Raw genomic sequence first — 24,788 nt, forward strand, 5'->3', positions numbered from 1 at the left:
CTAGCATCAGCAAACAAGATCGGCGGAGCCGGTCGGCCTCCAATTTCCTTGAAAAAACCCTTTTTGGAGCACTTCGTGCTGTTTTCCACGTTGTACGGGTTTGCAATCGCACAGTGGCCCCAGTCCATCATGTACTGGTGACCGGCCCGGTCGGCTACCGCTCGGCGAGCGACCGCCGCACTCGCTCCGCCTCTTCCGCCACCCCGAGTTTCCGGTAGAGCGCGAGCGCCCGCCGGGCGTGGCACTTGGCGGCCTCGGCGCCGTGTGTCTGGCGCACGGTCTGGGCGATCCCGTCATGGGCATGTGCCATGCCGAGCGGGATCTCGATCTCCTCGGCGACCTGGAGCGCCTCGTCGTAGGTCTTCAGCGCGGCGGTGTACTGCCCCGAGGTCCGCTGGATCGTACCGATGCCGATCAGCGCGCTCTGCCGCTCGTACGGATTGCCGATGCGACGGGCGATGCGCTCGGCCATGGTGAAGTGCTCCATGGCCTCACGGTCCCGGTGGGCCTCGTGGTAGGCGCTGCCCATGCTGAGCAGGGTGTTGGCCTCGCTGCGCGGATCCCGGCTCGCCCGGTAGCTGGCGAGCGCCTTGCGGAAGTAGGCGAGCGCTTCTTCGGTCTGGCCGGTGGCCCGGCACACATTGCCCAGATTGGTGTAGAGGCTGGTCAGCTGGCGCCGGACGCCGATGCGCCGGGCCAGGGCGAGGGCGCGTTCGTAGAGGCCCCGCGCCTCCTCGTAGCGCATCTCCAACCAGTAGATCTCGCCCGCGTTGAGCAGGGCCGTGGCCTGGCCATGGAGATCACCGATGAGCTTCTGGATCCGGTACACCGCGCGGAACCGGCTCAGCGCCTCGTCGAGTTCGCCCGCGAAGTGCAGCGCCACGCCCTGCACATTGAGGGTCTCGGCCTCGCCGCGGCGGTCGCCGATCCGCTGAAAGAGCGTCAGCGCCGTGCTCAGAGCGGCCAGCGATGCCGACCGGCGCCCGGCCGACAGATGGGCGCGCCCCGCCTGGAAGAGGGCATCGGCCTCGCCCTGCCGGTCCCCGAGCTCGCGGAAGAGCGCGAGGGACTCCTCGGCGCAGCGCAGGGCCTCCTCGTAGTCGTCATGACACTGGATCTCGGCCCGCTCCATGAGAGTGTGGGCCAGCGCCCGGGTGTCACCCCGGTCGCGCAGATGGGCCAGGGCCGCGTCATGGAGTTCGGCAGCCACCTCCCAGGCGCCCCAGAGCTTGAGTGACTGGGCCAGCGCGTGCAGGAAGAGCGTGGCGTGCCGGGGTGAGGTGGCCGCCGCCTCATGGGCCGCGGCCAGCAGATTCCGCCGCTCCATGTCGAGCCATGCCGCCGCCTCGTCCGCGTCGGCGCATACGGGTGCGCTCTCGGCCATAAGTTCCTGGTCGATGGCGATCCGGCGGCGTTGGGGATGGGCGATGCGGTCGGCGTGGTCGGCGGCGGTGAGGTAGTGGGTGAGCAGCCGTCGTACGGCCTCGTGCCGTACGGCCTCCGGCTCCTCCGCCCGGCTCACCCGTACGGCGAAGTCGCGCACCAGATCGTGGAAGCGGTAGCGGCCGCGCACCGGTTCCTCGAGGAGGTGGCAGTTGAGCAGCTCCTCCAGGCCGCGCCGGACCTCGGCGGCATCGGTCCCCACGAGGACGGCCGCCACGCGCAGGGTGAGGTCGGGCCCGGGATGCAGGGCGAGGGCGCGGAACAACCGCTTGTCCCTGGGGACCAGTTGGTCGTACGAGAGCTGGAACGCGGTGGCGATACCCGACCGTATGTCGATCTCCTCCAGAAGATCGGCCGCCTCGGTCAGCCGGTCGAGGAGGTCCTGCAGATCCCAGGAGTCGCGATGACGGAAGCGATGCGCCGTGAGCTGTATCGCCAAAGGGAGGTAGCTGCACAATCCGACGACCCGGTGGAGCGCCTCGGCGTCGCCGACCCGGGACGCGCCGACGATGCGGGTGAACAGCGACGCGGCCTCGGTCACCGACAGCACCTCAAGGCCGACCGACCGCGCGCCGTCCAGCTGGGCGAGCTGATGGCGGCTGGTGACGAACACCCGGCAGCCGGCGCTCCCGGGCAGCAGGGGGCGCACCTGCTCGGCGGATCCGGCGTCGTCGAGCACCAGCAGGGCGCGGCGGTGTGCCAGCCAGTCCCGCCAGCGGGCCGCCCGTGCGTCGAAGCTTCCGGGCCGGTTCTCGGACAGCTGCTTGTCCGCCGCGTCCTCCAGGGTCGCGAGCGCCTCGCCGGGGTCACACGGCGGCTGATCGCTGTGGGCCCGCAGATTCACATAGAAGAGCCCGTCCGGGTAGCGGTCGCGCAGCAGATGCGCGGCATGGACGGCCAGAGCGCTCTTGCCGACCCCCGCCATGCCGTGGACCACGGTCAGCGGCGGGGCGGTGCCTTGCGGATCGGGGTCCGTCAGCAGACCGCGCAGCTCGTCGTCCCGGCCGGTGAAATCCCGGTTGTCGCAGGGAAGATGGTTGGGGCCGCTCTCCTTCGGGGCCTGCTGGACCGGGTCGGTGGCGGGAAGGTCGAGTGAGGGGTCCTGTTCGAGCACCCGCTGATGAAGCCGCTGCAGCTCGAGGCTGGGGGCGAGCCCGAGCTCATCGTCCAGCCTGCGCCGGGTGGTGTGGTAGAGCGCGAGTGACTGGCTGTGCCGGCCGCAGCGGTAGAGCGCCAGCATCAGCTCGGCGACGGCGCCCTGCGCCAGCGGGTCCTCGTCGACCAGCGTCCGTAACTCGCCGATGAGATCGGCGTGCCGGCCGAGGCGCAGTTCCAGGCGGATCCGCTCCTCCCGCACGGCCCGCAGATCCTCGTGCAGCCGGCCGCGGAGCGTCTCGGCCCAGGCCCCGGTGAGCTCCCCGAACGGCTCCCCGCGCCACAGCCCCTCCGCCTCGCGCAGCTGATCGACGGCCCACTCCACCCCGCCGCCCGTCACCGTCCGTCGGGCCTGGTCGCGCAGGAGCCGAAAACGCGTCAGATCGACGGCCTCGGGGGCGATACGCAGCCGGTAGGTGCGCGGTGAGGGGCGCTCGAGCCGGGTGTCGGCGTCGGCCACCCGCCGCAGCCGGCCCCGCAGCCGGGAGAGATAGCTGTGCAGGGTGGCCGCGGCCGTCGGGGGAGGGAGCCGGTCTCCCCAGACCCGGTCCATCAGGGCGTCCACGGAGACCGGTTCGCCCGCGGCGGCCCCCAGCACCGCCAGCACGCACCGTTCCTTCGGCGAACCCAGCGTCCACTGGAGGCCCTGGTGCCAGAGCTCCAGGGGTCCCAAGACTCGGAGTTCCACCAGCATCCCCCCGGCTGGTCGTCCCTGCTCTTCGCGTTCCCCGCACTTCCACCGTTGCGCCGTTCTTTCCGTACAGACAGGGCGCATCGAGGCAGAGGGGCGCATACGCCGCCCGGATCACGCGAACCGCCTCGGACCGGATGCGCCCTCGCGGCCCGGCGTCCTCGCCGCAGGACGGTTGCAAGGTTTCCGCAAGTCGTTCGTCCACGGGCCGGGGCACATCCGGTCCGAGGCGGTGCGCGGACCGGTCCGCGCATCACGGACAAAGGCTCGGGAGGAGTTCGATGAATGTCGTGGCAGGCGTCCCCTGGCGTCATGTGCCCATACGTCTGGACGTGGAGCGCTGGGCGACCCGTCAGGTGCGCAAGAAGGTTCTGGCCGTGGTGCACACGGTGACATCCGGCAAAAGGCTGCTGGAGGTGGTGCGGCTCTTCGAGGGGGATCTGCGGGTGCAGGTGGTCTTCACCGCGGCACCCGATGTCTTCAGCAATGGGGTGGCGGAGTTCCTGGAGGGCCTCAGGGCAGTGGTGCTGCCGTGGCACCAGGCCGTGGAGGTCGCGTTCGATCTGGCGGTCGCGGCCGCCCACGGCTCCCTGCACGAGCTGCACGCGCCCGTGATCGTGCTGCCGCACGGCGCCGGGCACAACAAGTTCGTCCCCGGCGGGCGGCGTGGCCTCGCCGCCCTGGGCCGCGAGGTCTATGGTCTGAACCGGCAGTGGCTGGTCCGCGACGGCGCGGTGGTCCCGGACACCGTCGTCCTCTCCCACAGGGAGGAGCTGGCCCGGCTGCGCCGGCAGTGCCCGGAGGCGCTCCCCGCGGCGGCGGTGGTCGGCGATCCGTACTACGACCGCATCATGGCGAGTCTGCCCTCGCGCGCCCTGTACCGGGCGGCGCTGGGGGCCGGCCACCGTCAGAAGCTCGTCGTGGCGTCCTCCACCTGGGGTCCGCGGTCGCTGCTCGGGCAGACACCGGAGGTGCTGGAGCGGCTGGTCACCGAGTTGCCGGCAGACGAGTTCCGGATCGTCGCGATGCTTCACCCCAACGCCTGGAACGCGCACGGCGAGTGGCAGATCCGGACGTGGCTCGCCGGGCTGTGCCGCTGCGGTCTGGTGGTCGTCGGTCAACGGGCCGATGAGCTGGGGCCGCTCGTGGCAGCCGACTATGTGGTGACCGACCATGGCTCGATGGCGCTGTACGGTGCGGCGACCGGTGTGCCCGTCCTGCTGGCCGGCTTCCCCGAGGTGGAGGTGGCACCGGACTCGCCCATGGCAGAGCTGGCTTCCATCGCGCCGCGGCTGGACGGCGCGCGCCCGCTGCGTGAGCAACTCGAGGAGAGCTCCGCCCGCTACCGTCCCGAGTGCTACGCCCGGGTGGCGGCGCGCATCACCTCCGAGCCGGGGGGCTTCGCCCGCAATATGCGCGCGCTGCTCTACCGGAAATTGCGCCTGCGGCCCCCGGTCGTCCGCCCGGTCACCGAGCCCGCCCGGCCGTCCCCCGCCATCGGCCCGGACGCTCACGGAGGTGTGGCGGCATGACGGCCGTGCTGCTGACACCCCAGCGCCACCCACACCCCCGCTCGTTCGCCACCCTCACGGAACCGGTGAGCCGGGGCCCCGGTGCCGTCGGCGCCGGAGTGGCGGTGGTCCTGGCCCGCGTCCACGTGTTACGTGGGGACCGGGACACGGCCCCGGTCCTGGATCGCCACGTCCGCGCCGGCGTCCCGACGCCGCACCGGTGGCGGATGGTGGCCGATGTGCTGGTGACCCGCGGCGGCCCCGGGCGGCCGGGCGCGCTCGCCCGCCGCCACCCGGGAGCCTTGGTCACGGCGGCCTACCACGGTCAGGACTGCTGGCTGCGGCTCGGCATCGGCGGGGGAGCGCGGCTGCGGATGCGCAAGCGGTCCACCGCGTTCGGCGCCGCCGCCCCGCCGTGGGACCTGCCCTGGCCGGACTGGGCCTCCCTGGTGCACGCCTGGCTGGTCGCCGGAGTCCCCCCGGAGGCGCTCGCCCCCTCCTCGGCTCGACTGATCCCGGCCCGTACCGGAGCCGGGGGAGCGGCGCCGGAGCAGACCGTACTGCTCAGGGCGGAGCCGTAGCGCCGCGGGCCCGTCTCACTCCCCCGAGCCGGTGACACCCCCGCCCAGACGGGCCCGTACCGCCGCGACCGCCGAGGGCAGCCCCAGCGTTCCGTACAGGACCAGCGCTTCCCGGTACCGCTCGTCGGCGAGCCCCCGCTCTCCACGCCGCTCGGCCAGCTCGGCCAGCACCTCCACCGTGCGCGCCGTCTCGAAGTCGGAGACGCCGCGCAGATCGCTCAGGGCCTCGTTCAGCCACTCCTCGGCCGCGTCGAGATCGCCGAGCCCCAGCTGAAGGCGGCCGAGAACCCGCGCCGCTCGGGCGGCGTTGTACGGGTCGCCCGCCTCCTGGAGGGCGTGGCGCGCGGCCCGCGCGTCGCCGATTCCCTCCTCGTACCGGCGCCCGGCCAGCGCCACCTCGGCCAGATTGAACCGGGCCAGACCCGCGGCCCGCGGATCCCCGCAGCGCGGCAGCTCCTCGGCGGCCCGCGTGAACAGCTCCGCCGCCTCGGACAGCCGCCCCAGCCCCTGATAGGCCAGCCCCCGGTAGTTCAGGGTGCGCGCGAAGCCCAGTTCGTCCCCCTCGCGCTCGAACAGCCCGGCGGCCCGCTCGAACATCTCCAGGGCGCGGGCATGGTTCCCGGTGTCCAGCTCGCCCATGGCGCCGGAGGTGAGCATGCGGCACTCGGCAGCCGTATCGCCCGACTCCCGTGCCGCCTCGGCCCCTTCCTCATGGGCGGTGCGCCACTCCTCGTAGTGCTTTCGCCGCATGAACAGGGACCACATGGCGTCGGCCAGCTGCCAGGTGACGCCCGGGTACCCGGTCCGCCGTGCGCTTTTGAGCACCGCCATCAGATTGAGCAGCTCGCCGTCCAGCCAGGACAGCGCGGTATCGGCGATGTCACCCCCGCCGCCTTCGAAGTCCTTGACCACCGGCGGATCGTCCCCGTACGTGCGGCCCAGCGAGCGGTGATGCGGATCGAGAATCTCCTCGGCGCGGGTGGCCGAGGCCAGATAGTGGTCGAAGATACGACGGGTGGCGGCCCGGCACGACGGCTCCCCGTCGACCGTCTCCGCCAACGCGGCGGCGTGCAGCCGCACCAGATCGTGCTACCGATAGCGCTCGTCCCCGGTCTCACCGATCAGATTGGCGTCGTACAGCACATCGATCAGCCGCGCCACCTCACCGGCCGCGTCGTCGGCGACGCCCAGCGCCGCGGTCGCCACCTCGCCGGTGAAGTCCGGCCCCGGATGCAGCGACAGCAGCCGGTAGAGACGGGCGGCGTCCGGGGCCAGTCCGCCGTACGACAGATCGAGTGCCGCCCGTACTCCGCGGTCGCCTTCGATGGCCAACCCCTCCAAACGGTCGTGTTCATGAGCCAGCGCCCGCACCATCACGGTGATCGGGCGCCGGGGGCGGGCCGCCAGTCGCGCGCCCGCGACCCGTACGGCCAGCGGCAGTCCGGAGCACAGCTCCACCAGGGCACGCGCGTCGTCGGGCTGGGCCCGCACCCGGTCGTCGGCCAGGGTGAACGCCAGCAGCTCCACCGCCGCGTCCGGGTCCAGCGGTTCCAGATGGACGGGATAGCAGCCGTCCACGGACAGGCCGGGGAGCCGCCAGCGGCTGGTCACCACCGCCACATTCCGCCCGCCCGGCAGCAGGGGCCTGGCCTGCGCGGCGGTGGCGGCGTCGTCCAGCAGCACCACCAGCCGCCGCTCGGCGGTCAACGACCGGTACAGGTCCGTCCGTTCATCCATGGCCGCGGGTATCTGCCGGGGCGGCACTCCCAGCGCCCGCAGAAACCGGCTCAGAATCTCCATCGGGTCCGCCGGCGTCCCGCCCGGCGACTGCGCCCCGAGACCGGCATACAGCTGGCCGTCGGGGAAGTGCGCCCGTAAGGAGCGCAGCCAGGAGAGCGCGAGCACCGTCTTCCCGACCCCGCCCAGCCCGCTGACCGCGGCGAGGACCGGATGCCCATGGCGGGCGGCCCGGTCGCGGCAGTCCTCCAGCGCCGCCAGCTCCCTGGTGCGGTTGGCGAGCCGGACCGCCGGGGGAAGCTGCCACGGTACGCGCTCCACCGGCGTGCCGTGCTTCCCTATGTGGATGCCGCCGTACACGGTCCCGGCCTGCACGCTCGGGCCCGTCACCGTCCCGCTGAGTTCATTGCGCGCACCGGCCGGCGGCCCGGCGCCGCGCCCCCGCTCGTCCGGTCCGCCACCCTCGGCTTCCGCGCTCCGATTCAGCACACGCCCCCGATCCCGGCCAATAGTGGTTTTCTGCGGCCGTACTCCGTGGTTCAAACGATGGATTCGCGTCAACGGGACGGCCGGAGGCCGGGCACATGCCATGGGCAATCCCTCTGACACTCTGCTCAACGAGGGGCCAGGACAGGGGACACCGGCGAAGGGGGGTACAACGGACGGCAGTACGGCCCATGTACGCGCCCGGTGCGCCCCCGGGGAGAGGACTGGCGAGGAACGACATGACACTGCTGCTCGGCATCGACATCGGCACCTCCGGCTCCAAGGGCGTCCTCGTCCGGACCGATGGCACCCTGGTCGCCCAGGCCGCCCGCGAGCACACCACCGCCACCCCGCGCCCCGGCCGGGCCGAGCACGACGCGGAGGCCGTGTGGTGGCGGGACTTCACGGCCCTCAGCGCGGAGCTGCTGGCCACCGCCCCCGCCGGAGAGCGGATCGCCGCGGTGGGCGTCAGCGGTATCGGCCCCTGCCTGCTGCCGGCCGAGGCCGATGCCACCCCGCTGCGCCCGGCGATCCTGTACGGGGTGGACACCCGCGCGGGCGACCAGATCGCCGCCCAGCGGGCGCGCTACGGCGATCAGCGGGTGCTCGACCGCTGCGGCTCGCCGCTCACCAGCCAGGCCCTCGGGCCGAAGCTCGCCTGGGTACGGGAGGAGGAGCCCGAGGTCTACGCCCGTACCCGCCGCTGGTTCATGGCGAGTTCGTATCTCGTGCACCGGCTGACCGGTGCGTACGTCCTCGACCACCACTCCGCCAGCCAGTGCACCCCGCTCTACGATCTGCGGCGTGGCACCTGGATCGGGGAGTGGTGTGAGGAGATCGCACCGGGTCTGGAGTGGCCGCGGCTGGTCTGGCCCACCGAGGTGGCCGGCCAGGTCACCGCCGAGGCCCAGGCCGCCACCGGCATCCCGGCGGGCACCCCCGTGATCGCGGGCACCATCGACGCCTGGGCCGAGGCGAGCGCGGTGGGGGCCATCGCACCGGGGGATCTGATGCTGATGTACGGCACCACCATGTTCCTGGTCAATGTGGTCACCGAACCCGCCCCCGACCCACATCTGTGGTCCACCCGGGGCGCGTTCCCCGAGACGTACTGTCTGGCGGCGGGCATGGCCACCTCCGGCGCCGTCACCGGATGGCTGCGCGATCTCACAGGTGCGGACTACGACACCCTGGTGGCCGAGGCCGCGGCTCTCGCCCCGGGCGCGGAGGGGCTGCTGATGCTCCCGTACTTCGCGGGCGAACGCACCCCCCTCTTCGACCCGGACGCCCGCGGACTCGTTCTCGGACTGACGCTCCGTCACGGCCGTGGCCATCTGTACCGCGCCGCCCTGGAGGCCACGGCCTTCGGCGTACGGCACAATCTGGCCGCCATGCAGGAGGCGGGCGGCGACATCCGCCGCCTGGTCGCTGTCGGCGGCGGCGCGCGGGAGCTGTGGACCCGCATCGTCTCCGACGTCACGGGCCGTCCCCAGGACGTGCCCCGGCACACCGTGGGCGCCGCCTATGGCGACGCCTTCCTCGCGGCGGTCGGCACGGGGCATGCGGGGGCGACGGACATCGCGGAGTGGAACCCGGTCGCGCACACGGTGGAGCCCGACCCGAAGACGGCCGGGACCTACGACGGCCTCTACCGGTTGTACCGCGAGCTGTACCCCGCGACGCGGGACGCGGCCCACGCCCTGGCCGCGCGGCAACACGCGGACGCCGGTGCGTAACCGGCGCCCGCGCCCCACCCGGCGGGGTGAAGCCGCTGTCAGTGGCGCGCCCTACCGTCCCCGCCATGGGAATGACCTCAGCCTGGGCCATCACCGCCCACGACGACACGTTCATCGCCGGGCTCGCACCCCGCATGCTGCCCCTCATCGAGGCGGAGCGCGCCGACCCCGGCGCCCGGCGGGCCTGGCGGCGGTGGCAGGAGGCGCCGCTGCCCGACTTCCGGTCCTGGGCACAGACCTTCGGGCGTGACGACGAGGTCGAGGCCGAGGCGCTGCACTCCTTCCAGCGGCTGACCGCCGCCGGAGAGCGCATCGACGCCATGTACGACGGCGGGCCGGGCGACGATTCCTTCTGGCTGATCGAGGACGTATGGGAGCAGGCGGAGGACCCCGAGCGGATGTTCCTCTCGGTGCACACCAAGGAGTACGCGGTGTCGGCGTTCTTCCATGCCATCGGCCCGCGCCGGGCGGCGACGCTCCCCGGCTGGTGCGGCAACTTCGCCGAAACAACGTGTCTGCCCCGCCTGTAGTCGTTCCGCCCCATTCTGTCCATCCATGAGACGAATCGTCGTAGGATCGTGGGTGTGCGGCTGCGCTACAACTACCGGGCCTACCCGGACGCCTCCCAGCGCCGAGCGCTGGCCAGGGCGTTCGGATGCGCCCGCGTGGTGTGGAACGACTGCCTGCGCGACCGGAGGGAAGCACACGCGGCAGGGCTGCCGTATGTGAAGTCGGCCGAACTGTCCCGGCTGCGCATCACCCAGGCCAAGCGCACCGGGGAACGCGCCTGGCTCGCCGAGGTGTCGGCGGTCGTTCTGCAGCAGTCTCTGCGGGACCTGGACACCGCCTACAAGAACTTCTTCGACTCGATCAAGGGCAAGCGGGAGGGCCGCGGGGTCGGCCCTCCCCGCTACAAATCGAAGAAGGACACCCGGCAGTCGATCCGCCTGAACACCAATGCCTTCTCCCTCCAGGACGACGGCAGGGTGTACGCGGCCAAGGTGGGTAACCTCAAGGTCACGTGGTCCCGCCGGCTTCCGGCCGCCCCCACGTCCCTGACCGTCACCAAGGACAGCTCCGGCCGGTACTTCCTGAGCTTCGTCGTGGACACCGAGCCGGACATCCTCCCCGGCCTTGAGACCGACGCCGGTCTCGACCTCGGTCTGTCCGCCTTCGCCGTCCTGTCCGATGGACGCAGGATCGACAGCCCTCGCTTCCTGCGCCGGGCCGAGAAGAAACTCAAGCGCCTTCAGCGGGAGCTGTCCCGCAAGGCCAAGGGATCGAAGAACCGGGCCAAGGCCCGCATCAAGGTCGCACGCCAGCACGCCAAGGTGGCGGACCGGCGCCGGGACTGGCACCACAAGGCATCCACACGGATCATTCGCGACAACCAAGCGGTGTACGTGGAAGACCTCGCGGTGTCCGGCCTCGGGCGCACCCGGCTCGCCAAGTCCGTGCACGACGCGGGATGGTCCGCGTTCGTCGGCATGCTGGAGTACAAGGCGGTCAAGCACGGCCGCACCTTCGCCAAGGTGGACCGGGCCTTCCCGTCCTCTCAGGTCTGCTCGGTCTGCGGATTTAGGGAGGGCCGCAAGCCCCTGCACGTCCGGGAGTGGACGTGCGCCGAGTGCGGCACCTTGCACGACCGTGACCACAACGCAGCCCGCAACGTCCTCTTCGAAGGACGCCGAATCGTCGCCACCGGACGGGTGGAGACGCTAAACGCCTGTGGAGTGCCGGTAAGACGGGCACACGTGCCCGCACAGCGCGTTGAAGCAGGAAGCCCCCGGCAGGGTCAGACGACCCAGGCCCAAATCCCTGGACTTTAGGCCAGGGAGCACGTCAATGACGCCGTGACATGGCCATCGCCGGCTCCGCTCATCCGCTCAGCGCCGCGACAGCGTCTCCCGCAACACCTCGGTGAACTCCTTCGGGTGCTCGCTGAGGCCCGTGTGGCCGCCGGGGAAGTCCACGATCTCGGTGGCCAGCAGCTCGGCGAGCGCCACGGGCGGCCGGTACAGAAGAAGCCCGTGGGAGTCCCGTCCCCCGGCCGGCACCAGCCGCTCCGAGGCGGCCCGCAAGGCCGCCACATCCGGGGTGTAGGAGCTGAACGAGCACAGGATGTGCTCCAGGAAGTAGGGGAAGTTGGCCATCATCCGCTCAAGGACCTCGGGCGAACGCGGCGGCAGCTCCACCGTGGCTTCCTTCTCCCGCTCGGGCGGCGCGCCGCCGTCCTCCGGGCCGGTGCCGGCAGACATCACCGCCACCGCCGCCCCGACGCCCTCCCGCCGATATGCCTCGCGAACCTCGGCGAAGAACGCCCGCTGCTTCGCGGCGTCCGGCAGTAGCCTCACCACCGGAGGCTCGTGCGCGACCGCCAGCCGTATGCGCTCCGGATGACGGGCCACCAGGTCGAGCGCGGCGATGGCGCCAGAGCTGAGGCCCAGCACATACGCCGGTTCTCCGCCCGGCGACACCAGTTCGAGCAGCCGGTACGCGTCCTCGCTGTGCTCCTCGACCCGCTGGTCGGCGAGCGGGCCGTCGAGCGGACTGCGGGACATGCCGCGCGGATCGTAGGTCACCACCGTGTACCGGTCGGCGAGGTCCGGCGCCACCTGGTCGAAGGCGGCCGCGTCGGCGGCCCCGCCGGGGATCAGCAGCAGCACCGGGCCGGTGCCCCGCACTTCGTAGTGGAGGGTCGCGCCGGGCACCCGAAGGGTGCCGGTCCTCGGTTCGTGTGCGCTCATGAGGTACGTCGCTTTCTCGAGGTCCCGGAAGTCCGGGAGGACGTCTGTTCGGCGGGCGCGGAGGGCCAGTTCTCCAGCGCGAGGTGCAGGGCCTCGACGGCCCGCTCCCAGGACGCCTGGACCTTGCGGGAGTGCCCGAATCCGCCGCCCGCCTCGATGCTGATGAAGCCGTGGAAGGTGCTGCGCAGCAGCCGTACCGCGTCGGTGAGATCCGGCTCGGCCAGCCCGTACCCGCGCAGCATCGCGTAGGTGAGCTCGATTTTGCGGAGCGCGCCGGGGGACTCAGCGATCAGGGCGGGGTCCATCGGCAGCTGTGTGGCCGCGTACCGCCCGGGGTGCTCCTGCGCATAGCCGCGGTACGCGTCGGCGAACGCCATCAGGGCGTCCTTGCCCGCCAGGCCCGCCACCGCCGTCCCGAAGTGGTCCGCGAGTTCGTCGGCGGCCAGCAGGGCGACCCGCGCCCGGAGGTCGGCGATGCTCTTGACGTGCGAGTACAGACTGGCGTCCTTGACCCCGAAACTCCGCGCGAGGGCGGACACCGTGACGCTGTCGAGCCCGACGATGTCCGCCAGATCCGCCGCCGCCCTCACCACACGCTCGGTCGTCAGACCGGCCCGCACCATGCGCCACCTCCATCGGCCTCAAAACCTAGAGCCTCTAGGTTTCTGCTTAATGTACACAGGAGTTCGGGGTGTGCCGCGGTGGCTTTCTGCGGCATGGCCGGCGCCCGGCACGGCGCCTGATGCCGCGTCATGGTCGTTGCGCCGCCACCCTTCCGGATGACATCACTCCCGCACACATGGTGTTGTGGGCGTGTGTCTTCGCGGGAAGATGGCCGGGGATTGGGCGCTGAGACGGACTTGGTTGTTTTGCGTAGTGGCACACAGGGCACCGCACACTTCTGACAGCAGGCATAATCGCTGCTGCGATGGGCGCAGACGCCCAGAAAGGGGACGAACTGATGGTGAACGCATTGAGCGTGTTGAGCGCGGACAGCAGTGTGGGATCGACGATCGAGGCGCTGGAGGCCGAGCTCCCTCAGCTGCAGAGGCAACAGGAGGCCCTCAAGGGTGATTTGGAGGCCGTCACCAAGCGGCTGGATGCGGTGAGCACCGCCCTGAGCAGCCTCCAGGCGCTCTCGACCGCCGTGGTGCCGGGGCCCGCCGCCGATGACACCGCGGTGGCGGCGCTCCAGTCCGTGGCAGAGGGCACGACCCCCGCCACCGCCCCGGCAGCGGACGTGGCCGCCGGGTCCGTGGCGGCAGAGGAGGTGCAGTCGGCCGCCGAGACGGCCTCCGCCGCCCGGACGCCCGCCGCCACGCGCAAGGCAGCCATCGGCCGTCAGCGCAGCAAGGCCAAGGCCCCCGCGGCCGGACGGGCCAGCAAGACCGCGAGCAAGAAGACCGCCGCCGCGAAGAAGACCGCCACGAAGGCCGCGGCGAAGGCCCCCAAGGCCACCAGGGCGGCGGTCAAGACCGCCGCCAAGGGCACGAAGGCCACCACGGCGACGGCTGCCAAGGCCGTCAAGGCCCCGGCGAAGACGGCCGACAAGGCCCCCAAGGCCACTGCCGGCGCGTCCGAGCGCTCCACCGGGCTCGCCGAGAATGTGCTCGCCGCCCTGCGCAAGGCCGGCCGCCCCATGCGCGCCTCCGAGGTCAACGAGGCCCTGGGTCGCGACGAGACGCGTACCAATGTGAACTCGGTGCGCAACACGCTGGAGCGGCTGCGCTCGGCGGACCGGGCCCAGCGCTCCGGCCGTGGCCTGTACGAGGCCGCGGCCACGAGCTGAACACCCCGTCGGCTCGCCGGGCGGTCCACCGGTCAGTTCACCGCCACCCAGGTGTAGCGGTGTTCCGGACGCCCGGTGTCGCCGTACTTGAGGGTGAGGCTGATGCGGCCCGCGTGCTCGAGGTACTTCAGATAGCGCTGGGCCGTGGAGCGGCTGATACCGGTGCGCTCCGCCACCTCGTGGGCGGAGAGCGGATGGTCGGCCTTGTCGAGGACCCGGCGAATGAGGTCGACGGTGGGGGCGGAGTGGCCTTTGGGGAGGGTGGATCGGGATGTGTCGGCGGCTGCGAACGCGCCGAAGATCCGGTCCACCCGCTCCTGTCCGGTCTCACCGCGCCCGCCGAGCCCTTCGAGGGTGCGCCGCAGCGCCGCGTAGCCGTCGAGCTTGGCCCGCAGCCCGGCGAAGTTGAACGGCTTGACCAGGTACTGCAGCGCGCCGAAGCGCATGGCGGCCTGGACGGTGGCCACATCGCAGGCCGCCGTCACCATGATGACGTCGGCGTGGTGGCCGAGCTGCCGCATCCGCCGCACCAGCGTCAGCCCGGTCTCGTCCGGGAGATAGTGGTCGAGCAGCACGAGGTCGACATGGCCGCGCTCCACCGTGGCCAGGGCCTGGGCGGCGGTATGGGCGCGGGCGGTCACCCGGAAGCCCGGCACCTGGGCCACATAGGCAGCGTTGATCTCGGCGACGTGGAAGTCGTCGTCCACGACAAGTACGTCGATCATCGTGACTCTCCTGCTGCGGTGAACTCTTGAGTGGGTGTGTCGTCCCCGGTGAGCGCCTCGGGCAGGACGACGGTGAACACCGCCCCGCCACCCGCCCGGGCGGTGACCCGGGCCATGCCCCCGTACCGCTCGGCGAGCCGCCGCACCAGGGCGAGGCCGATGCCCCGGCGACGCGAGGGTGCGGCGGCGGGCTCCTCGCCGGGAGGTCGGCCGCCCTCCGGGAAGACTGGGAGGGGCGGCAGCTTGGTGGAGCAGCCCTCGGTGAAGATGTGGTCGCGCATCGCGGGCGACACCCCCGGGCCGGTGTCACTCACGCGCACCACCGCGGTGGTGCCCTCTGCCCGCAGCTCGACCTCGATGAAAGGGGTGCGGGCGGGGTGCTCGGCCACGGCGTCCAGCGCGTTGTCGATGAGGTTGCCGAGCACGGTCACCAGATCGCGGGGGTCCACCACCCGGCCGGGCAGCAGCGTCGAGGGCGAGATGCGCAGGGTCACCCCGCGCTCCGCCACGATGGCCGACTTGCCGACGAGCAGCGCCGACAGCAGAGGGTCGTGCACCCGCTCGGAGATCTGCTCGGCGGAGGACCGGTGGGTGCTGGTGAGTCCGGCGACGAAATCCGCCGCCCGCTCATGCAGTCCAAGCTCCAGCAGCCCGAGCAGGGTGTGCAGCCGGTTGGCGTGTTCGTGGTCCTGGGCGCGCAATGCGTCGAGCAGCCCACGGGTGCTGTCCAGCTCCCGGCCCAGCAGCTCCAGCTCGGTGCGGTCGCGAAGCGTCGCCACCGCCCCACCGTCCTTGGTCGGCATGCGGTTCGTCACCAGCACCCGGCCGCCGCTGACGGTCAGCAGATCGGCCCCGTCGACCCGTCCGGCCAGCACATCGGTCGTACGGCCCGGGGGCAGCGCCTCCTCCAGGGTGCGCCCGGTGGCGTCCGCGCCGACCCCGAGCAGCCGGCGGGCCTCGTCGTTGATGAGCCGGATCCGGCCCTGCCGGTCGAAGGCCACGACGCCCTCGCGGATGCCGTGCAGCATCGCCTCGCGCTCGTCGAGCATCGCCGAGATGTCGGCGAACGCCACACCGTGCGTACGGCGGCGCAGCCGGCGCGAGACGGCGACCGCGGCGAGCACGCCCACCGCGAGCGCCGCGCCCGCGTACAGCAGCAGCCGGGGAACCGTGGCCAGCAGTTGGTCGCGCACACTGCCGTAGCCGATGCCGACCGACACCGCGCCGACCACCTTTCCGCCGTCGGTGCGCAGCGGCACCTTGGCGCGGGCCGAGCGGCCCAGGGTGCCGACGTCGATCTGCATGACCTCGTGGCCGGCGAGCGCGACGCTCGGATCGGTGGAGACATGTCCACCGATTCGCGCGGGGTTGGTGTGCGACCAGCGCACCCCGCGGGAGTCCATGACGACGATGTACAGCGCCCCGGTGGCCCGGCGGATCCGCTCGGCCGCGCGCTGCACCGGACCCGACGCACCGGGACCGGTGGTCGTCAGATCCCGGGCGATGTCCGGATCGGCCGCGGTGGTCTGGGCGATGGCCAGGGCCTTGTGCATCGCCTGATGGTCGATCTCGGAGCTGAGCGGGGCCAGAAACAGGCCGGTGGCCAGCACCATCACCCCACCGGTGAGGGCCAGCTGAATGGCCAGCACCTGAGCGGATACGCGCCGGGGCCAGCGCATGCGCATGGCGGTCATCCCTCTTTTCGCCGTCTCCCGTCTCCCGTGCCGTCCCCGCACGTGAGCGGTAGAAGTTTCCGTCGTTTATGGTGCTGTGAACGCACCGTAAGGGGGCCCGGGGCGCATGCCCAGTCTCCGTAGCGGTTTCGTTGCCCAGGCGCGAGCAAAACGAGCAGAACAGGGTTTGTGAGCGCAAGGGCAGGTAGTGCCCACAAGACTGCCGGTGTGGCCGGGGTCACTTCTAGCCTCCCGGCCATGAGCAGCCACACCAGCCCCGCCATCGAGTTGCGGGGAACGAGCAAGGCGTTCCGGACTCCGTCCGGGGCCCTTCACACCGCGGTCCAAGATCTGGATCTGACCGTCGGGCGCGGTGAGTTCGTCGCCGTGGTCGGCCCCACCGGATGCGGAAAGTCCACGACGCTGACCCTGATCAGCGGATTGGAGGAGCCCACCGAGGGCGAGGTGCTGGTGGCCGGCGAGCCGGTCCATGGCATCGGCTCCAAGGTCGGCTTCGTCTTCCAGCAGGACGCGGTCTTCCCCTGGCGCAGCGTGCTCTCGAATGTGATGGCCGGTCCGCGCTTCCGCGGTGTGCCGAAGGCCGAGGCCAGGGAGCGGGCCCGGGAGTGGCTGGCCCGCGTGGGCCTCTCGTCCTTCGAGGACCGCTATCCGCATCAGCTCTCGGGCGGCCAGCGCAAGCGGGTGGCGCTCGCCGCGACCTTCGTCAACGACCCCGAGATCCTGCTGATGGACGAGCCGTTCTCGGCACTCGACGTCCAGACCCGGGCGCTGATGTCGGACGAACTGCTGGAGCTGTGGGCGGGGACGGGCGCCTGCGTCGTCTTCGTCACCCACGATCTGGAGGAGTCGATCGCGCTCGCCGACAAGGTCGTGGTGATGACGGCGGGACCGGCCACCGTCAAGGAGGTCTTCGAGATCGATCTGCCACGGCCCCGCAAGGTCGAGGCGGTGCGGCTGGAGCCGCGGTTCGTGGAGATCTACCGGGAGATCTGGTCCTCGCTCGGCGAAGAGGTGCGCATCACCCGCGAGAGGGGAGCGGTCCATGTCTGAGACCACGCCCGAGACCGTCGCCGCGGCGTGCGGTCCGGCCATCGCCAAGACCCCCGGTACGGACCGCTCCCGGGCCCGGGCCCGGGCCGCCCGCAACCGCGCGATCCTCGTCCAGACCACCCGTGCGCTCGTGCTCACCGGGGTCATCGGGCTGTGGGAGTGGCTCGCCCGCACCTCCGTCATCGATCCGTTCAACTTCTCGATGCCCTCGAAGATCTGGGACCAGCTCAAGCAGTGGGCACTGCACGGCACGGCACAGGGCTCGCTGTGGGAGCAGATCTGGTACACGCTCTACGAGGCCCTCCTCGGCTGGGGCATCGGCGTGGTGGCCGGTGTGGTCCTGGGGATCGCGTTCGGCCGGATCGCCTTCCTCGCCGATGTGCTCGGCCCGTACATCAAGGTACTCAACGCGCTGCCGCGGATCGTCCTCGCACCCATCTTCCTCATCTGGTTCGGCCTCGGGCCGGCCTCGAAGGTCGCCTCGGCCGTGGTCCTGGTCTTCTTCCCGGTCTTCTTCAACGCCTTCCAGGGCGCCCGGGAAGTCGACCGGAACCTGGTGGCCAACTCGCGGATCCTCGGCGCCGGCGACCGTCAGGTCACGCTCCAGGTGGTCATTCCCTCCGCCACCTCTTGGATTTTCACCAGCCTCCATGTCAGCTTCGGCTTCGCGCTGATCGGCGCGATCGTCGGTGAGTACATCGGCGCCACCAAGGGGCTCGGGCTGCTGGTGTCGGCCTCGCAGGGCACCTTCAACGCCGCCGGTGTGTACGCGGCCATGGCGATCCTCGCCGTGGTGGCACTGCTCGCCGAGGGGCTGTTGACCTTCCTCGAGAAGCGGCTCTTCCGCTGGAAGCCCTCCCAGCCCGGCTCCGAACGCTGACCCCCTTGCCCGCTTCCTCCCTTCGTCTCTCTCTTCGTCTCTCGCCCTCTTTCTCTCTTCACAAGGACGTGACCATGCGCAGCACTGCCAAGTTCTCCGCGGCCGCGATCGCCGCGGCGCTCGCTCTCACCACCCTCACCGCATGCGGCGGCGACTCCAAGGCCTCCGGCGACGGCAAGGACGGCAAGGTGAAGATCATGGTGGGTGGCCTCGACAAGGTCATCTACATGCCCGCGATGCTCACTCAGCGGCTCGGCTACTTCAAGGCCGAGGGCGTCGACGTCCAGTTGCTCACCGAGCCCGCCGGGGTGCAGGCCACCACCTCGCTCGTCGCGGGCGATGTGCAAGGGGTCGTCGGCTTCTACGACCACACCCTGGATCTGCAGGTCAAGGGCAAGCACGTGGAGTCCGTGGTCCAGCTCGCCCACGCCCCCGGCGAGGTGGAGGTGGTCTCCGACAAGGCGGCCGGCGAGGTGAGGTCCCCCAAGGATTTCAAGGGCAAGAAGCTCGGTGTCACGGGCATCGGCTCCTCCACCGACTTCCTGACCAAGTACCTCGCGGTCGACAGCGGGGTGAAGACCAGTGAGTTCACCCCGGTGGCCGTCGGCGCGGGCCAGACCTTCATCTCGGCCCTGAAGCAGGGCTCCATCCAGGGCGGGATGACCACCGATCCGACGGTCGCACAGATCGTGGACCAGAAGCTCGGCAAGGTCCTCATCGACATGAGAACGCCCGAGGGGTCCAAGAACGCGCTCGGCGGCCCGTACCCGTCCTCCTCCCTCTACATGAACACCGACTGGGTCAACGGCCACAAGGAGACGGTGCAGAAGCTGGCCAACGCCTTGGTGAAGACCCTGAAGTGGATGTCCACGCACTCCGCCGAGGACATCGCCGCCAAGATGCCGGGCGACTACGCACAGGGCGGCGCCAAGCTGTACGCGGAGGCCATCAAGAGCACCCTGCCGATGTTCACCGAGGACGGGGTCATGCCGGCGGACGGCCCGGCGACCGTCGAGCGCGTCCTGAAGGCGTTCAACCCGAACCTCAAGAACACCACGGTGGACCTGAAGAAGACGTACACCACCGAGTTCGTCCAGAAGGCGGGCTGAGCGGATGCGGTGAGGTTCGCCGCTGATTCCTCGCCGTTCGGCCTGGCCGAGGGCTTGGACGCCGAGAAGGATCAGCACCTGACTTCGCGGTAACCGCTTAGGCCCTCGGGCTCAGCGCGGCGCCGCCGTCCTCCCGGCAGCCTGCTCGGCCACCCGGACGGCGGCGTCCTCGGCGAACAGCCGGCGGCCCGCCGAGATACGGCGCTCCCGTATCCGGGAGGGCTCGGTGAGCGCGTCGAGCAGGCGCAGCAGATCCCATGAGTCCATCGCACAGTCCGACAGGCCCAGCGCGTCCATGCGGCGGACGCCCTCCCGGCCGTGCCCCGGGATGGGGCGGTAGCCGACCACCGGCACCCCGACGGCCAGCGCCTCCAGCGCCGTCTGCCCGGCGGCGTTGTCCACCAGGGCCCGTGAGGCGGCCATCAGCCCGGGCATGTCCGGCTCCCAGCCGCGAGCCAGCACCCCCGGCGACCGCGCCAGTTGATGGCGCAGCCGCTCGTCCCGGCCGCACAGCACCACCGGCAGATATCCGGCGCCGGCCAGCAGCCGTGCCGTGGCCGCCACCCGCGTACCGGCCCCCCACGCCCCGACGGACAGCAGCACCGGCGGCCTCCCGGGCGCACGGTCCTCGAAGAGCCCCCGCCACCGCGCCGCCCCCGGCGCCGGGCCGAAGAAGCGCGCCGCCACCACGGGGCCAGTGGCCACCGACGGCCGCCCCAGCGCCCGGCGCACGGTGTCGGCGGCCTCGGAGGTGACACACAGATGCAGGTCGTTGCCGGGGTGCAGCCACTGGCGGTGCACCGCGAAATCGGTGACCACGACGGCGCTCGGCACCGCCAGCGCACCGCGCTCCCGCAGCCGGCCGGTGAGCTGCGCGGCCAGATGGAACACCGGCACCACCACATTCGGCCGCTCCCGTCCGACGACGGCCAGCAGCCGGTCCTCGGCCAGCGCGGCCAGCGGGGCGCTGCCGGGCCGCCGACCGCTGCCCGGGCGGAAGAACGCCCGGTAGATGCCCGCGTAGACAACGGGGGCATGGCGGATCGTGGTCCGGTAGAAGGAACGCAGCCCGGCCCCGATCCCGGCGGGCAGCAGCTCCAGCACATCGACCCGGACCGCCCCGTGTCCCAGGGCCTCCAGCCTGCGCACCAGCTCGTGGGCCACCGCGTCATGGCCGGCGCCCATCCCGGCGCTCACGACCAGGACACGGCCGGCCACCGGGGCATCGACGCGGGCGGACGGCAGACGCATGATCACCTCCGATGGTGCGAGCCTCGGCTCCTCATGGCTCACTGGAGGTATCCGCTCCGCGTGCCGTCAAACCGCGTGTCCGGCGGCCGGCGCCGCCGGCCGGCGGCGTGACAGCGAGACAGGGAGATGCCATGATCCGTCCCCTCCCGGACGTCCTCCTCCATCGCGGCCCGGTGCGCGGCACGGGGAGCCCCGCTGCCACACACACCAAGGTCGCGCTGGTGACCGGCGCCTCCTCGGGCATCGGCGCCGCCATCGCGGACCGGTTCGCGGCCGAGGACGGCTGGCGGCTGCTGGTCAGCGGCCGGCACCGGGAACGTCTGGACCGGGTGGCCGCCCGGACCTCGGCCATCGCCCTGCCCGCCGATCTGGCCATGCCCGAGGGAAGCCGGGACCTCGTTCGGGAGGCCTTGCGGGCCGCCGGTCGGGTGGATCTGCTCGTCGCCGGGGCGGGTGTGGGCTGGGCGGGCCCTTTCAGCACCATGCCGCACACCGCCATCGATCGGGTGGTCCGCGTAGATCTGCTCGCCGCCATGCGGCTCGTGCGCGCGGTGCTGCCGCATATGGTGGCCGAGCGACGCGGCCACATCGTGCTCATCGGATCGGTCGCGGGCAGCGTCGGTGTGCAGGGCGAGGCGGTGTACTCCGCAGCCAAGGCGGCGCTCGGCGTCTTCGCCGACGCCTTGCGCTACGAGCTCAGCCGGGCGGGCGTACGCGTCACCCATGTGGTCCCCGGCGTGGTGGACACGCCGTTCTTCGCCCGGCGCGGCAGCCCGTACACCCGTCGGCTGCCACGCCCACTGCCGCCCGAGCGGATCGCCGACGCGGTCTGGGACGCGGTCGAAGGAGGGCGTGACGAGGTGTATGTACCGGCCTGGATGCGCCTGCCCGGGCTGGTCCGCGCCGTGGCACCCCGGCTGTACCACCGGCTGGCCTCCCGCTTCGGGTGACTTCCGGTGAGCCTCCTGGCCGTCCTCCTGGCGCTGCTGTCCGCTCTGGGCAACGGCGCGGCGTCCGTGCTGCAGCGGCGGGCCGCGATGGACCAGGACCGGGAGCAGCAGGGTGCCCGGGGGATCCGGCAGAACGCGCTGCGGCTGGCACATCTGCTGCGCCGCCCGTACTGGCTGGCCGGAGCCGCCGCGATGGTGGTGTCCGCGGTGGCCCAGGTGGGCGCGCTGGCCGTCGGCAGGCTCTCCGTCGTGCAGCCGCTGCTGGTGAGCGAGCTGCTGTTCACCCTGGTGGTCGGCAGCCTGGTCTTCCGCCACCGCCCGGACGGCCGGACCTGGCTGTCGTTCGTGACGCTCGCCGCCGGGCTCGCGCTCTTCCTCGCCGCCGCCGACCCCTCGCGCGGCCACGCCATGGCACAGAACGGCCGCTGGCTCCCCGTGGGCGTGGCGGTGGTCCTCGCCGTGGGTGCCCTGCTGGCGGTGGCCCGCGCGCTGCGGGGCGCGGCACGCGCCGCCGTGCTCGGCAGCGCCACCGCCATCTGCTTCGCCTGCACCGCGGCCCTGATCAAGGAGTTCACCGGCAGGTTCTCCGGAGGCGTGGCCGCCGTGCTCACCAGCTGGCCGCTCTACGCGGTGTGCGCCGTCGGCCTGCTGAGCTTTCTGCTGCTCCAGGGCACACTGCGCGCGGGCACCCTGGCGGCCTCCCAGCCCGCGCTCACCCTCGGCGACGCACTGGTCAGCATCGCGCTGGGCTGGGTGCTGTTCGGCGAACGCGTCGAACTGGGGCTGCGCACCCTGCCCGAGATCGTCGGCATCGCCCTGATGGCGGCCGGCATCGTCGGACTCACCCGCTCGCCCGCCATGGCGGACGGCTGGGACACGGTCAACGGCTCCGACCCGACGGGTACGGAACGGCGGACCACCGGTCCATCCCGGCCACCGGTCCCCGGCGGCCGGGACGCCCCGGACGACGGCGGGAGGAGGCCATGAGCGCGCGCCGGCGGTCCGGTGCGGTGGCGCGCACCGCGGCGCTGCTGGTGGCGGCCGCGCACATCGCCCCGGCGGGCACCTGGCTGGCCGGGCCGCGGCGCGCCCTCTTCCCGGCCCTGGCGGGTGACGGGCGCCCCGACCATGTGGCCTTCACCTTCGACGACGGCCCTGACCCCGGCGTCACCCCGCGCTTCCTGGACGTCCTGGACGAGCTCGCGGTGCGGGCCACCTTCTTCGTCCTGGGCGAGGAGGTGATGCGCTGTCCGCGCACGACGCTCGAGATCGCCGCGCGCGGCCATGAGCTCGCGGTCCACGGCTGGACCCACAGCCGCCCCTGGCTGCCGACGGTGGCCCGGGACGTACGGGAGGTCGCCCAGGCGGCCCGCGCCGTACGCCTGGTCACGGGCACCGTGCCGCGGTGGTACCGGCCCCCGTACGGAATCCTGACGGGCGGCCGATGGCTCGCGGCGGTACGGGCCGGGCTCAGCCCCGTGCTGTGGTCGGCCTGGGGCCGGGACTGGTCCGCGAACGCCACCCCGCAGTCGGTGCTCGCCACCGTACGGCGCGACCTGCGCGGCGGCGCCACCGTACTGCTGCACGACTCCGACCGGACGGCCGCGGCGGGCTGCTGGCGCGCCGCGCTGGCCGCGCTGCCCGCTCTGGTGGCCGAATGCCGGGCGGCCGGTCTGGAGGTGGGTCCGCTGGCCGACCACGGGACGTGGGACCTCAGCCGGTGCGGCGGGCCATCTTCCGGGGGTCGACGAGACGGTCGAAGTCCTCGGCGCCGATGAGGCCGCTGGCGATGGCCGCCTCGCGCAGCGTCGTGCCCTCGCCGGCCGCCTTCAGCGCGATCCGTCCGGCCTTGTCGTGTCCGATCTCCGGGACCAGCGCGGTGACCAGCGCGAGCGACCGCGCGAGATGGCCGTCGATCCGCTCACGGTTCAGCTCGGTGCCCTCGACGCAGTACACGCGCAGCTTCTCGCACGCGTCGGACAGGATCCAGGCGGAGTGCAGGAAGTTGTTGATGACGATCGGCCGCATGGTGTTGAGCTCCAAGTTGCCCTGACTGCCCGCCAGTGCGACCGTGTTGTCCTCGGAGAGCACCTGCGCGCACACCATCATCATCGCCTCGCACTGGGTCGGGTTGACCTTGCCGGGCATCATGGAGCTGCCCGGCTCATTGGCGGGCAGGACCAACTCGCCGATGCCGCAGCGGGGGCCCGACGCCAGCAGGCGGATATCGCCTGCGATCTTCATCAGGGGTACGGCGAGGCCGCGCAGCCCGGCCGAGGCGGCGACCATGGCGTCCAGACCGCCCTGCGCCGCGAAGGAGTTGGCCGCCGTCCGGAACGGATGGCCGGTGGCTTCGGCGATCTCCTCCGCCACCGCGGCGCCGAACCCCTCGGGAGCCCCCCATCCGGTGCCGACGGCGGTGCCGCCGATGGCCAGTTGGTACAGATCCGGCAGGGTGGCGCGCAGCCGTTCGAGCGCGTCGGAGAGATGGGCCGCGTAGCCGGACCATTCCTGCCCCACGGTAAGCGGCAGCGCGTCCTGCAGATGGGTGCGGCCGGCCTTGACGACCTCGTACCAGGTGCGGGACTTGGCGGCGATCGCCTCCTGCAGGAGGCTCACCTGGCGCAGCAGAGGGTCGTGCAGAGTGCTGACCGCGGCGATGTGCATGGCCGTGGGGAAGGTGTCGTTGGAGGACTGGCCCATGTTGACGTGGTCGTGGGGATGCACCGGTTCCTTGGTCCCCATGGCGCCGCCGACCAGCTGGATCGCGCGATTGCTGATGACCTCGTTGACGTTCATATGGGTCTGGGTGCCGGAGCCGCTCTGCCACACGGAGAGCGGGAAGTGGTCGTCCAGTGCCCCGGAGACGACCTCGTCGGCCACATGGGCGATCAGATCCGCCTGCCACCCGGGAAGCCGGCCCTCGCGGCCGTTGACCAGCGCGGCGGCCTTCTTGACATAGCCGTAGGCGTGGTGGACGGCCTGGGGCATCCGGTCCTCGCCGATCGAGAAGTGGACCAGTGCCCGCTGGGTCTGTGCGCCCCAGTACCGGTCGGCGGGGACCTCGACCGTCCCCAGCGCGTCCGTCTCGCGGCGGTAGCCGGTGGCGTCGATACGAGTGGGCAGGTCCCGGACCTTCGGGACGCCCTTCGCGCCCCGGCGCCGGCGGCGCGGGTCGGGTGGCAGCCCGCCCATAGGCACACACCCCGCTTCACGGTCGTCGCCCCCTCTTATCCAGTGTGACGCCGCACCT

At 71.9% G+C, this 24,788-nt stretch carries 21 protein-coding genes; 12 read left to right on the forward strand and 9 right to left on the reverse strand.

What is annotated here, in order from left to right:
• Nucleotides 1–154: 154 nt before the first annotated feature.
• Nucleotides 155–3,286: a tetratricopeptide repeat protein gene (locus ABZU99_RS10185; protein ID WP_356227777.1), complete on the reverse strand. Its 3,132-nt coding sequence runs from the start codon at nucleotides 3,284–3,286 to the stop codon at nucleotides 155–157.
• A 284-nt stretch (nucleotides 3,287–3,570) separates the two neighbouring features.
• Between ABZU99_RS10185 and ABZU99_RS10190 the strand changes: the two genes are divergently transcribed.
• Together ABZU99_RS10190 and ABZU99_RS10195 are read left to right on the forward strand one after the other, a co-directional pair.
• Nucleotides 3,571–4,821, forward strand: coding sequence for a hypothetical protein (locus ABZU99_RS10190; RefSeq protein ID WP_356045088.1), 1,251 nt, complete (start codon nucleotides 3,571–3,573; stop codon nucleotides 4,819–4,821).
• Nucleotides 4,818–5,381 carry a hypothetical protein gene (locus ABZU99_RS10195; RefSeq protein WP_356045090.1) on the forward strand — a complete coding sequence of 188 codons (564 nt, stop codon included), beginning with the start codon at nucleotides 4,818–4,820 and terminating at the stop codon, nucleotides 5,379–5,381. The genes ABZU99_RS10190 and ABZU99_RS10195 overlap by 4 nt, the downstream gene beginning before the upstream one ends.
• Before the next feature lie 15 nt (nucleotides 5,382–5,396).
• Here ABZU99_RS10195 and ABZU99_RS10200 read toward each other — a convergent pair whose 3' ends face one another.
• Complete coding sequence (locus ABZU99_RS10200) at nucleotides 5,397–6,461, reverse strand: tetratricopeptide repeat protein (protein ID WP_356045093.1); 1,065 nt, start codon at nucleotides 6,459–6,461, stop codon at nucleotides 5,397–5,399.
• Between the two features lie 9 nt (nucleotides 6,462–6,470).
• Nucleotides 6,471–7,607 (reverse strand): NB-ARC domain-containing protein, encoded by a 1,137-nt coding sequence (locus ABZU99_RS10205; protein WP_356045096.1) that lies wholly within the window; start codon nucleotides 7,605–7,607, stop codon nucleotides 6,471–6,473.
• A 236-nt stretch (nucleotides 7,608–7,843) separates the two neighbouring features.
• Here ABZU99_RS10205 and ABZU99_RS10210 point away from each other — a divergent pair, with 236 nt between their 5' ends.
• The 3 genes from ABZU99_RS10210 to ABZU99_RS10220 all read left to right on the forward strand — a co-directional run bounded on the left by ABZU99_RS10210 (nucleotide 7,844) and on the right by ABZU99_RS10220 (nucleotide 11,169).
• Nucleotides 7,844–9,340 carry an FGGY-family carbohydrate kinase gene (locus tag ABZU99_RS10210; RefSeq protein ID WP_355941588.1) on the forward strand — a complete coding sequence of 499 codons (1,497 nt, stop codon included), beginning with the start codon at nucleotides 7,844–7,846 and terminating at the stop codon, nucleotides 9,338–9,340.
• 65 nt (nucleotides 9,341–9,405) lie between these two features.
• Nucleotides 9,406–9,870 (forward strand): hypothetical protein, encoded by a 465-nt coding sequence (locus ABZU99_RS10215; RefSeq protein WP_356045099.1) that lies wholly within the window; start codon nucleotides 9,406–9,408, stop codon nucleotides 9,868–9,870.
• A 54-nt stretch (nucleotides 9,871–9,924) separates the two neighbouring features.
• A complete protein-coding gene (locus tag ABZU99_RS10220) occupies nucleotides 9,925–11,169 on the forward strand; it encodes an RNA-guided endonuclease TnpB family protein (protein WP_356045102.1) in 1,245 nt (414 codons plus the stop codon).
• 57 nt (nucleotides 11,170–11,226) lie between these two features.
• Here ABZU99_RS10220 and ABZU99_RS10225 read toward each other — a convergent pair whose 3' ends face one another.
• On the reverse strand, nucleotides 11,227–12,087 hold the full coding sequence (locus ABZU99_RS10225) for an alpha/beta hydrolase (RefSeq protein WP_355950002.1): 861 nt from the start codon (nucleotides 12,085–12,087) through the stop codon (nucleotides 11,227–11,229).
• Nucleotides 12,084–12,710, reverse strand: coding sequence for a WHG domain-containing protein (locus ABZU99_RS10230; RefSeq protein WP_356045103.1), 627 nt, complete (start codon nucleotides 12,708–12,710; stop codon nucleotides 12,084–12,086). The genes ABZU99_RS10225 and ABZU99_RS10230 overlap by 4 nt, the downstream gene beginning before the upstream one ends.
• 338 nt (nucleotides 12,711–13,048) lie before the next feature.
• Between ABZU99_RS10230 and ABZU99_RS10235 the strand changes: the two genes are divergently transcribed.
• Nucleotides 13,049–13,876: a prephenate dehydrogenase gene (locus tag ABZU99_RS10235; protein WP_356045105.1), complete on the forward strand. Its 828-nt coding sequence runs from the start codon at nucleotides 13,049–13,051 to the stop codon at nucleotides 13,874–13,876.
• 32 nt (nucleotides 13,877–13,908) lie between these two features.
• Here the strand turns inward: ABZU99_RS10235 and ABZU99_RS10240 are convergent, their stop codons facing one another.
• Together ABZU99_RS10240 and ABZU99_RS10245 are read right to left on the reverse strand one after the other, a co-directional pair.
• On the reverse strand, nucleotides 13,909–14,601 hold the full coding sequence (locus tag ABZU99_RS10240) for a response regulator (RefSeq protein ID WP_355949994.1): 693 nt from the start codon (nucleotides 14,599–14,601) through the stop codon (nucleotides 13,909–13,911).
• Nucleotides 14,598–16,286 carry a sensor histidine kinase gene (locus tag ABZU99_RS10245; RefSeq protein ID WP_356045108.1) on the reverse strand — a complete coding sequence of 563 codons (1,689 nt, stop codon included), beginning with the start codon at nucleotides 16,284–16,286 and terminating at the stop codon, nucleotides 14,598–14,600. The genes ABZU99_RS10240 and ABZU99_RS10245 overlap by 4 nt, the downstream gene beginning before the upstream one ends.
• 246 nt (nucleotides 16,287–16,532) lie before the next feature.
• Between ABZU99_RS10245 and ABZU99_RS10250 the strand changes: the two genes are divergently transcribed.
• From ABZU99_RS10250 to ABZU99_RS10260, 3 genes are all read left to right on the forward strand, one after another.
• Nucleotides 16,533–17,345, forward strand: coding sequence for an ABC transporter ATP-binding protein (locus ABZU99_RS10250; protein WP_355949988.1), 813 nt, complete (start codon nucleotides 16,533–16,535; stop codon nucleotides 17,343–17,345).
• Complete coding sequence (locus ABZU99_RS10255) at nucleotides 17,338–18,225, forward strand: ABC transporter permease (RefSeq protein WP_355949985.1); 888 nt, start codon at nucleotides 17,338–17,340, stop codon at nucleotides 18,223–18,225. The genes ABZU99_RS10250 and ABZU99_RS10255 overlap by 8 nt, the downstream gene beginning before the upstream one ends.
• Nucleotides 18,226–18,299: 74 nt before the next feature.
• Nucleotides 18,300–19,334: an ABC transporter substrate-binding protein gene (locus ABZU99_RS10260; protein ID WP_356045112.1), complete on the forward strand. Its 1,035-nt coding sequence runs from the start codon at nucleotides 18,300–18,302 to the stop codon at nucleotides 19,332–19,334.
• A gap of 111 nt (nucleotides 19,335–19,445) precedes the next feature.
• On the opposite strand, the gene ABZU99_RS10265 is transcribed toward ABZU99_RS10260, so the two are convergent.
• Nucleotides 19,446–20,585, reverse strand: a complete 1,140-nt coding sequence (locus ABZU99_RS10265) for a galactosyldiacylglycerol synthase (RefSeq protein WP_356045115.1) — start codon at nucleotides 20,583–20,585, stop codon at nucleotides 19,446–19,448.
• Between the two features lie 131 nt (nucleotides 20,586–20,716).
• On the opposite strand from ABZU99_RS10265, the gene ABZU99_RS10270 reads away from it, so the two are divergent.
• The 3 genes from ABZU99_RS10270 to ABZU99_RS10280 are packed head-to-tail and all read left to right on the forward strand — an operon-like array spanning nucleotide 20,717 to nucleotide 23,313.
• On the forward strand, nucleotides 20,717–21,535 hold the full coding sequence (locus ABZU99_RS10270) for an SDR family oxidoreductase (RefSeq protein ID WP_355949977.1): 819 nt from the start codon (nucleotides 20,717–20,719) through the stop codon (nucleotides 21,533–21,535).
• A gap of 6 nt (nucleotides 21,536–21,541) precedes the next feature.
• Nucleotides 21,542–22,522, forward strand: a complete 981-nt coding sequence (locus ABZU99_RS10275; RefSeq protein ID WP_355949974.1) for a DMT family transporter — start codon at nucleotides 21,542–21,544, stop codon at nucleotides 22,520–22,522.
• Nucleotides 22,519–23,313: a polysaccharide deacetylase family protein gene (locus ABZU99_RS10280; protein ID WP_356045119.1), complete on the forward strand. Its 795-nt coding sequence runs from the start codon at nucleotides 22,519–22,521 to the stop codon at nucleotides 23,311–23,313. Before ABZU99_RS10275 ends, ABZU99_RS10280 begins: the two co-directional genes overlap by 4 nt.
• Here the strand turns inward: ABZU99_RS10280 and ABZU99_RS10285 are convergent.
• Nucleotides 23,249–24,730, reverse strand: coding sequence for a class II fumarate hydratase (locus ABZU99_RS10285; RefSeq protein WP_356045122.1), 1,482 nt, complete (start codon nucleotides 24,728–24,730; stop codon nucleotides 23,249–23,251). The two genes, ABZU99_RS10280 and ABZU99_RS10285, sit on opposite strands and share 65 nt — an antisense overlap.
• Nucleotides 24,731–24,788 lie beyond the last annotated feature (58 nt).

This window comes from Streptomyces sp. NPDC005266, assembly GCF_040607655.1.
In the GTDB taxonomy this organism is placed as follows: Bacteria; Actinomycetota; Actinomycetes; order Streptomycetales; family Streptomycetaceae; genus Streptomyces.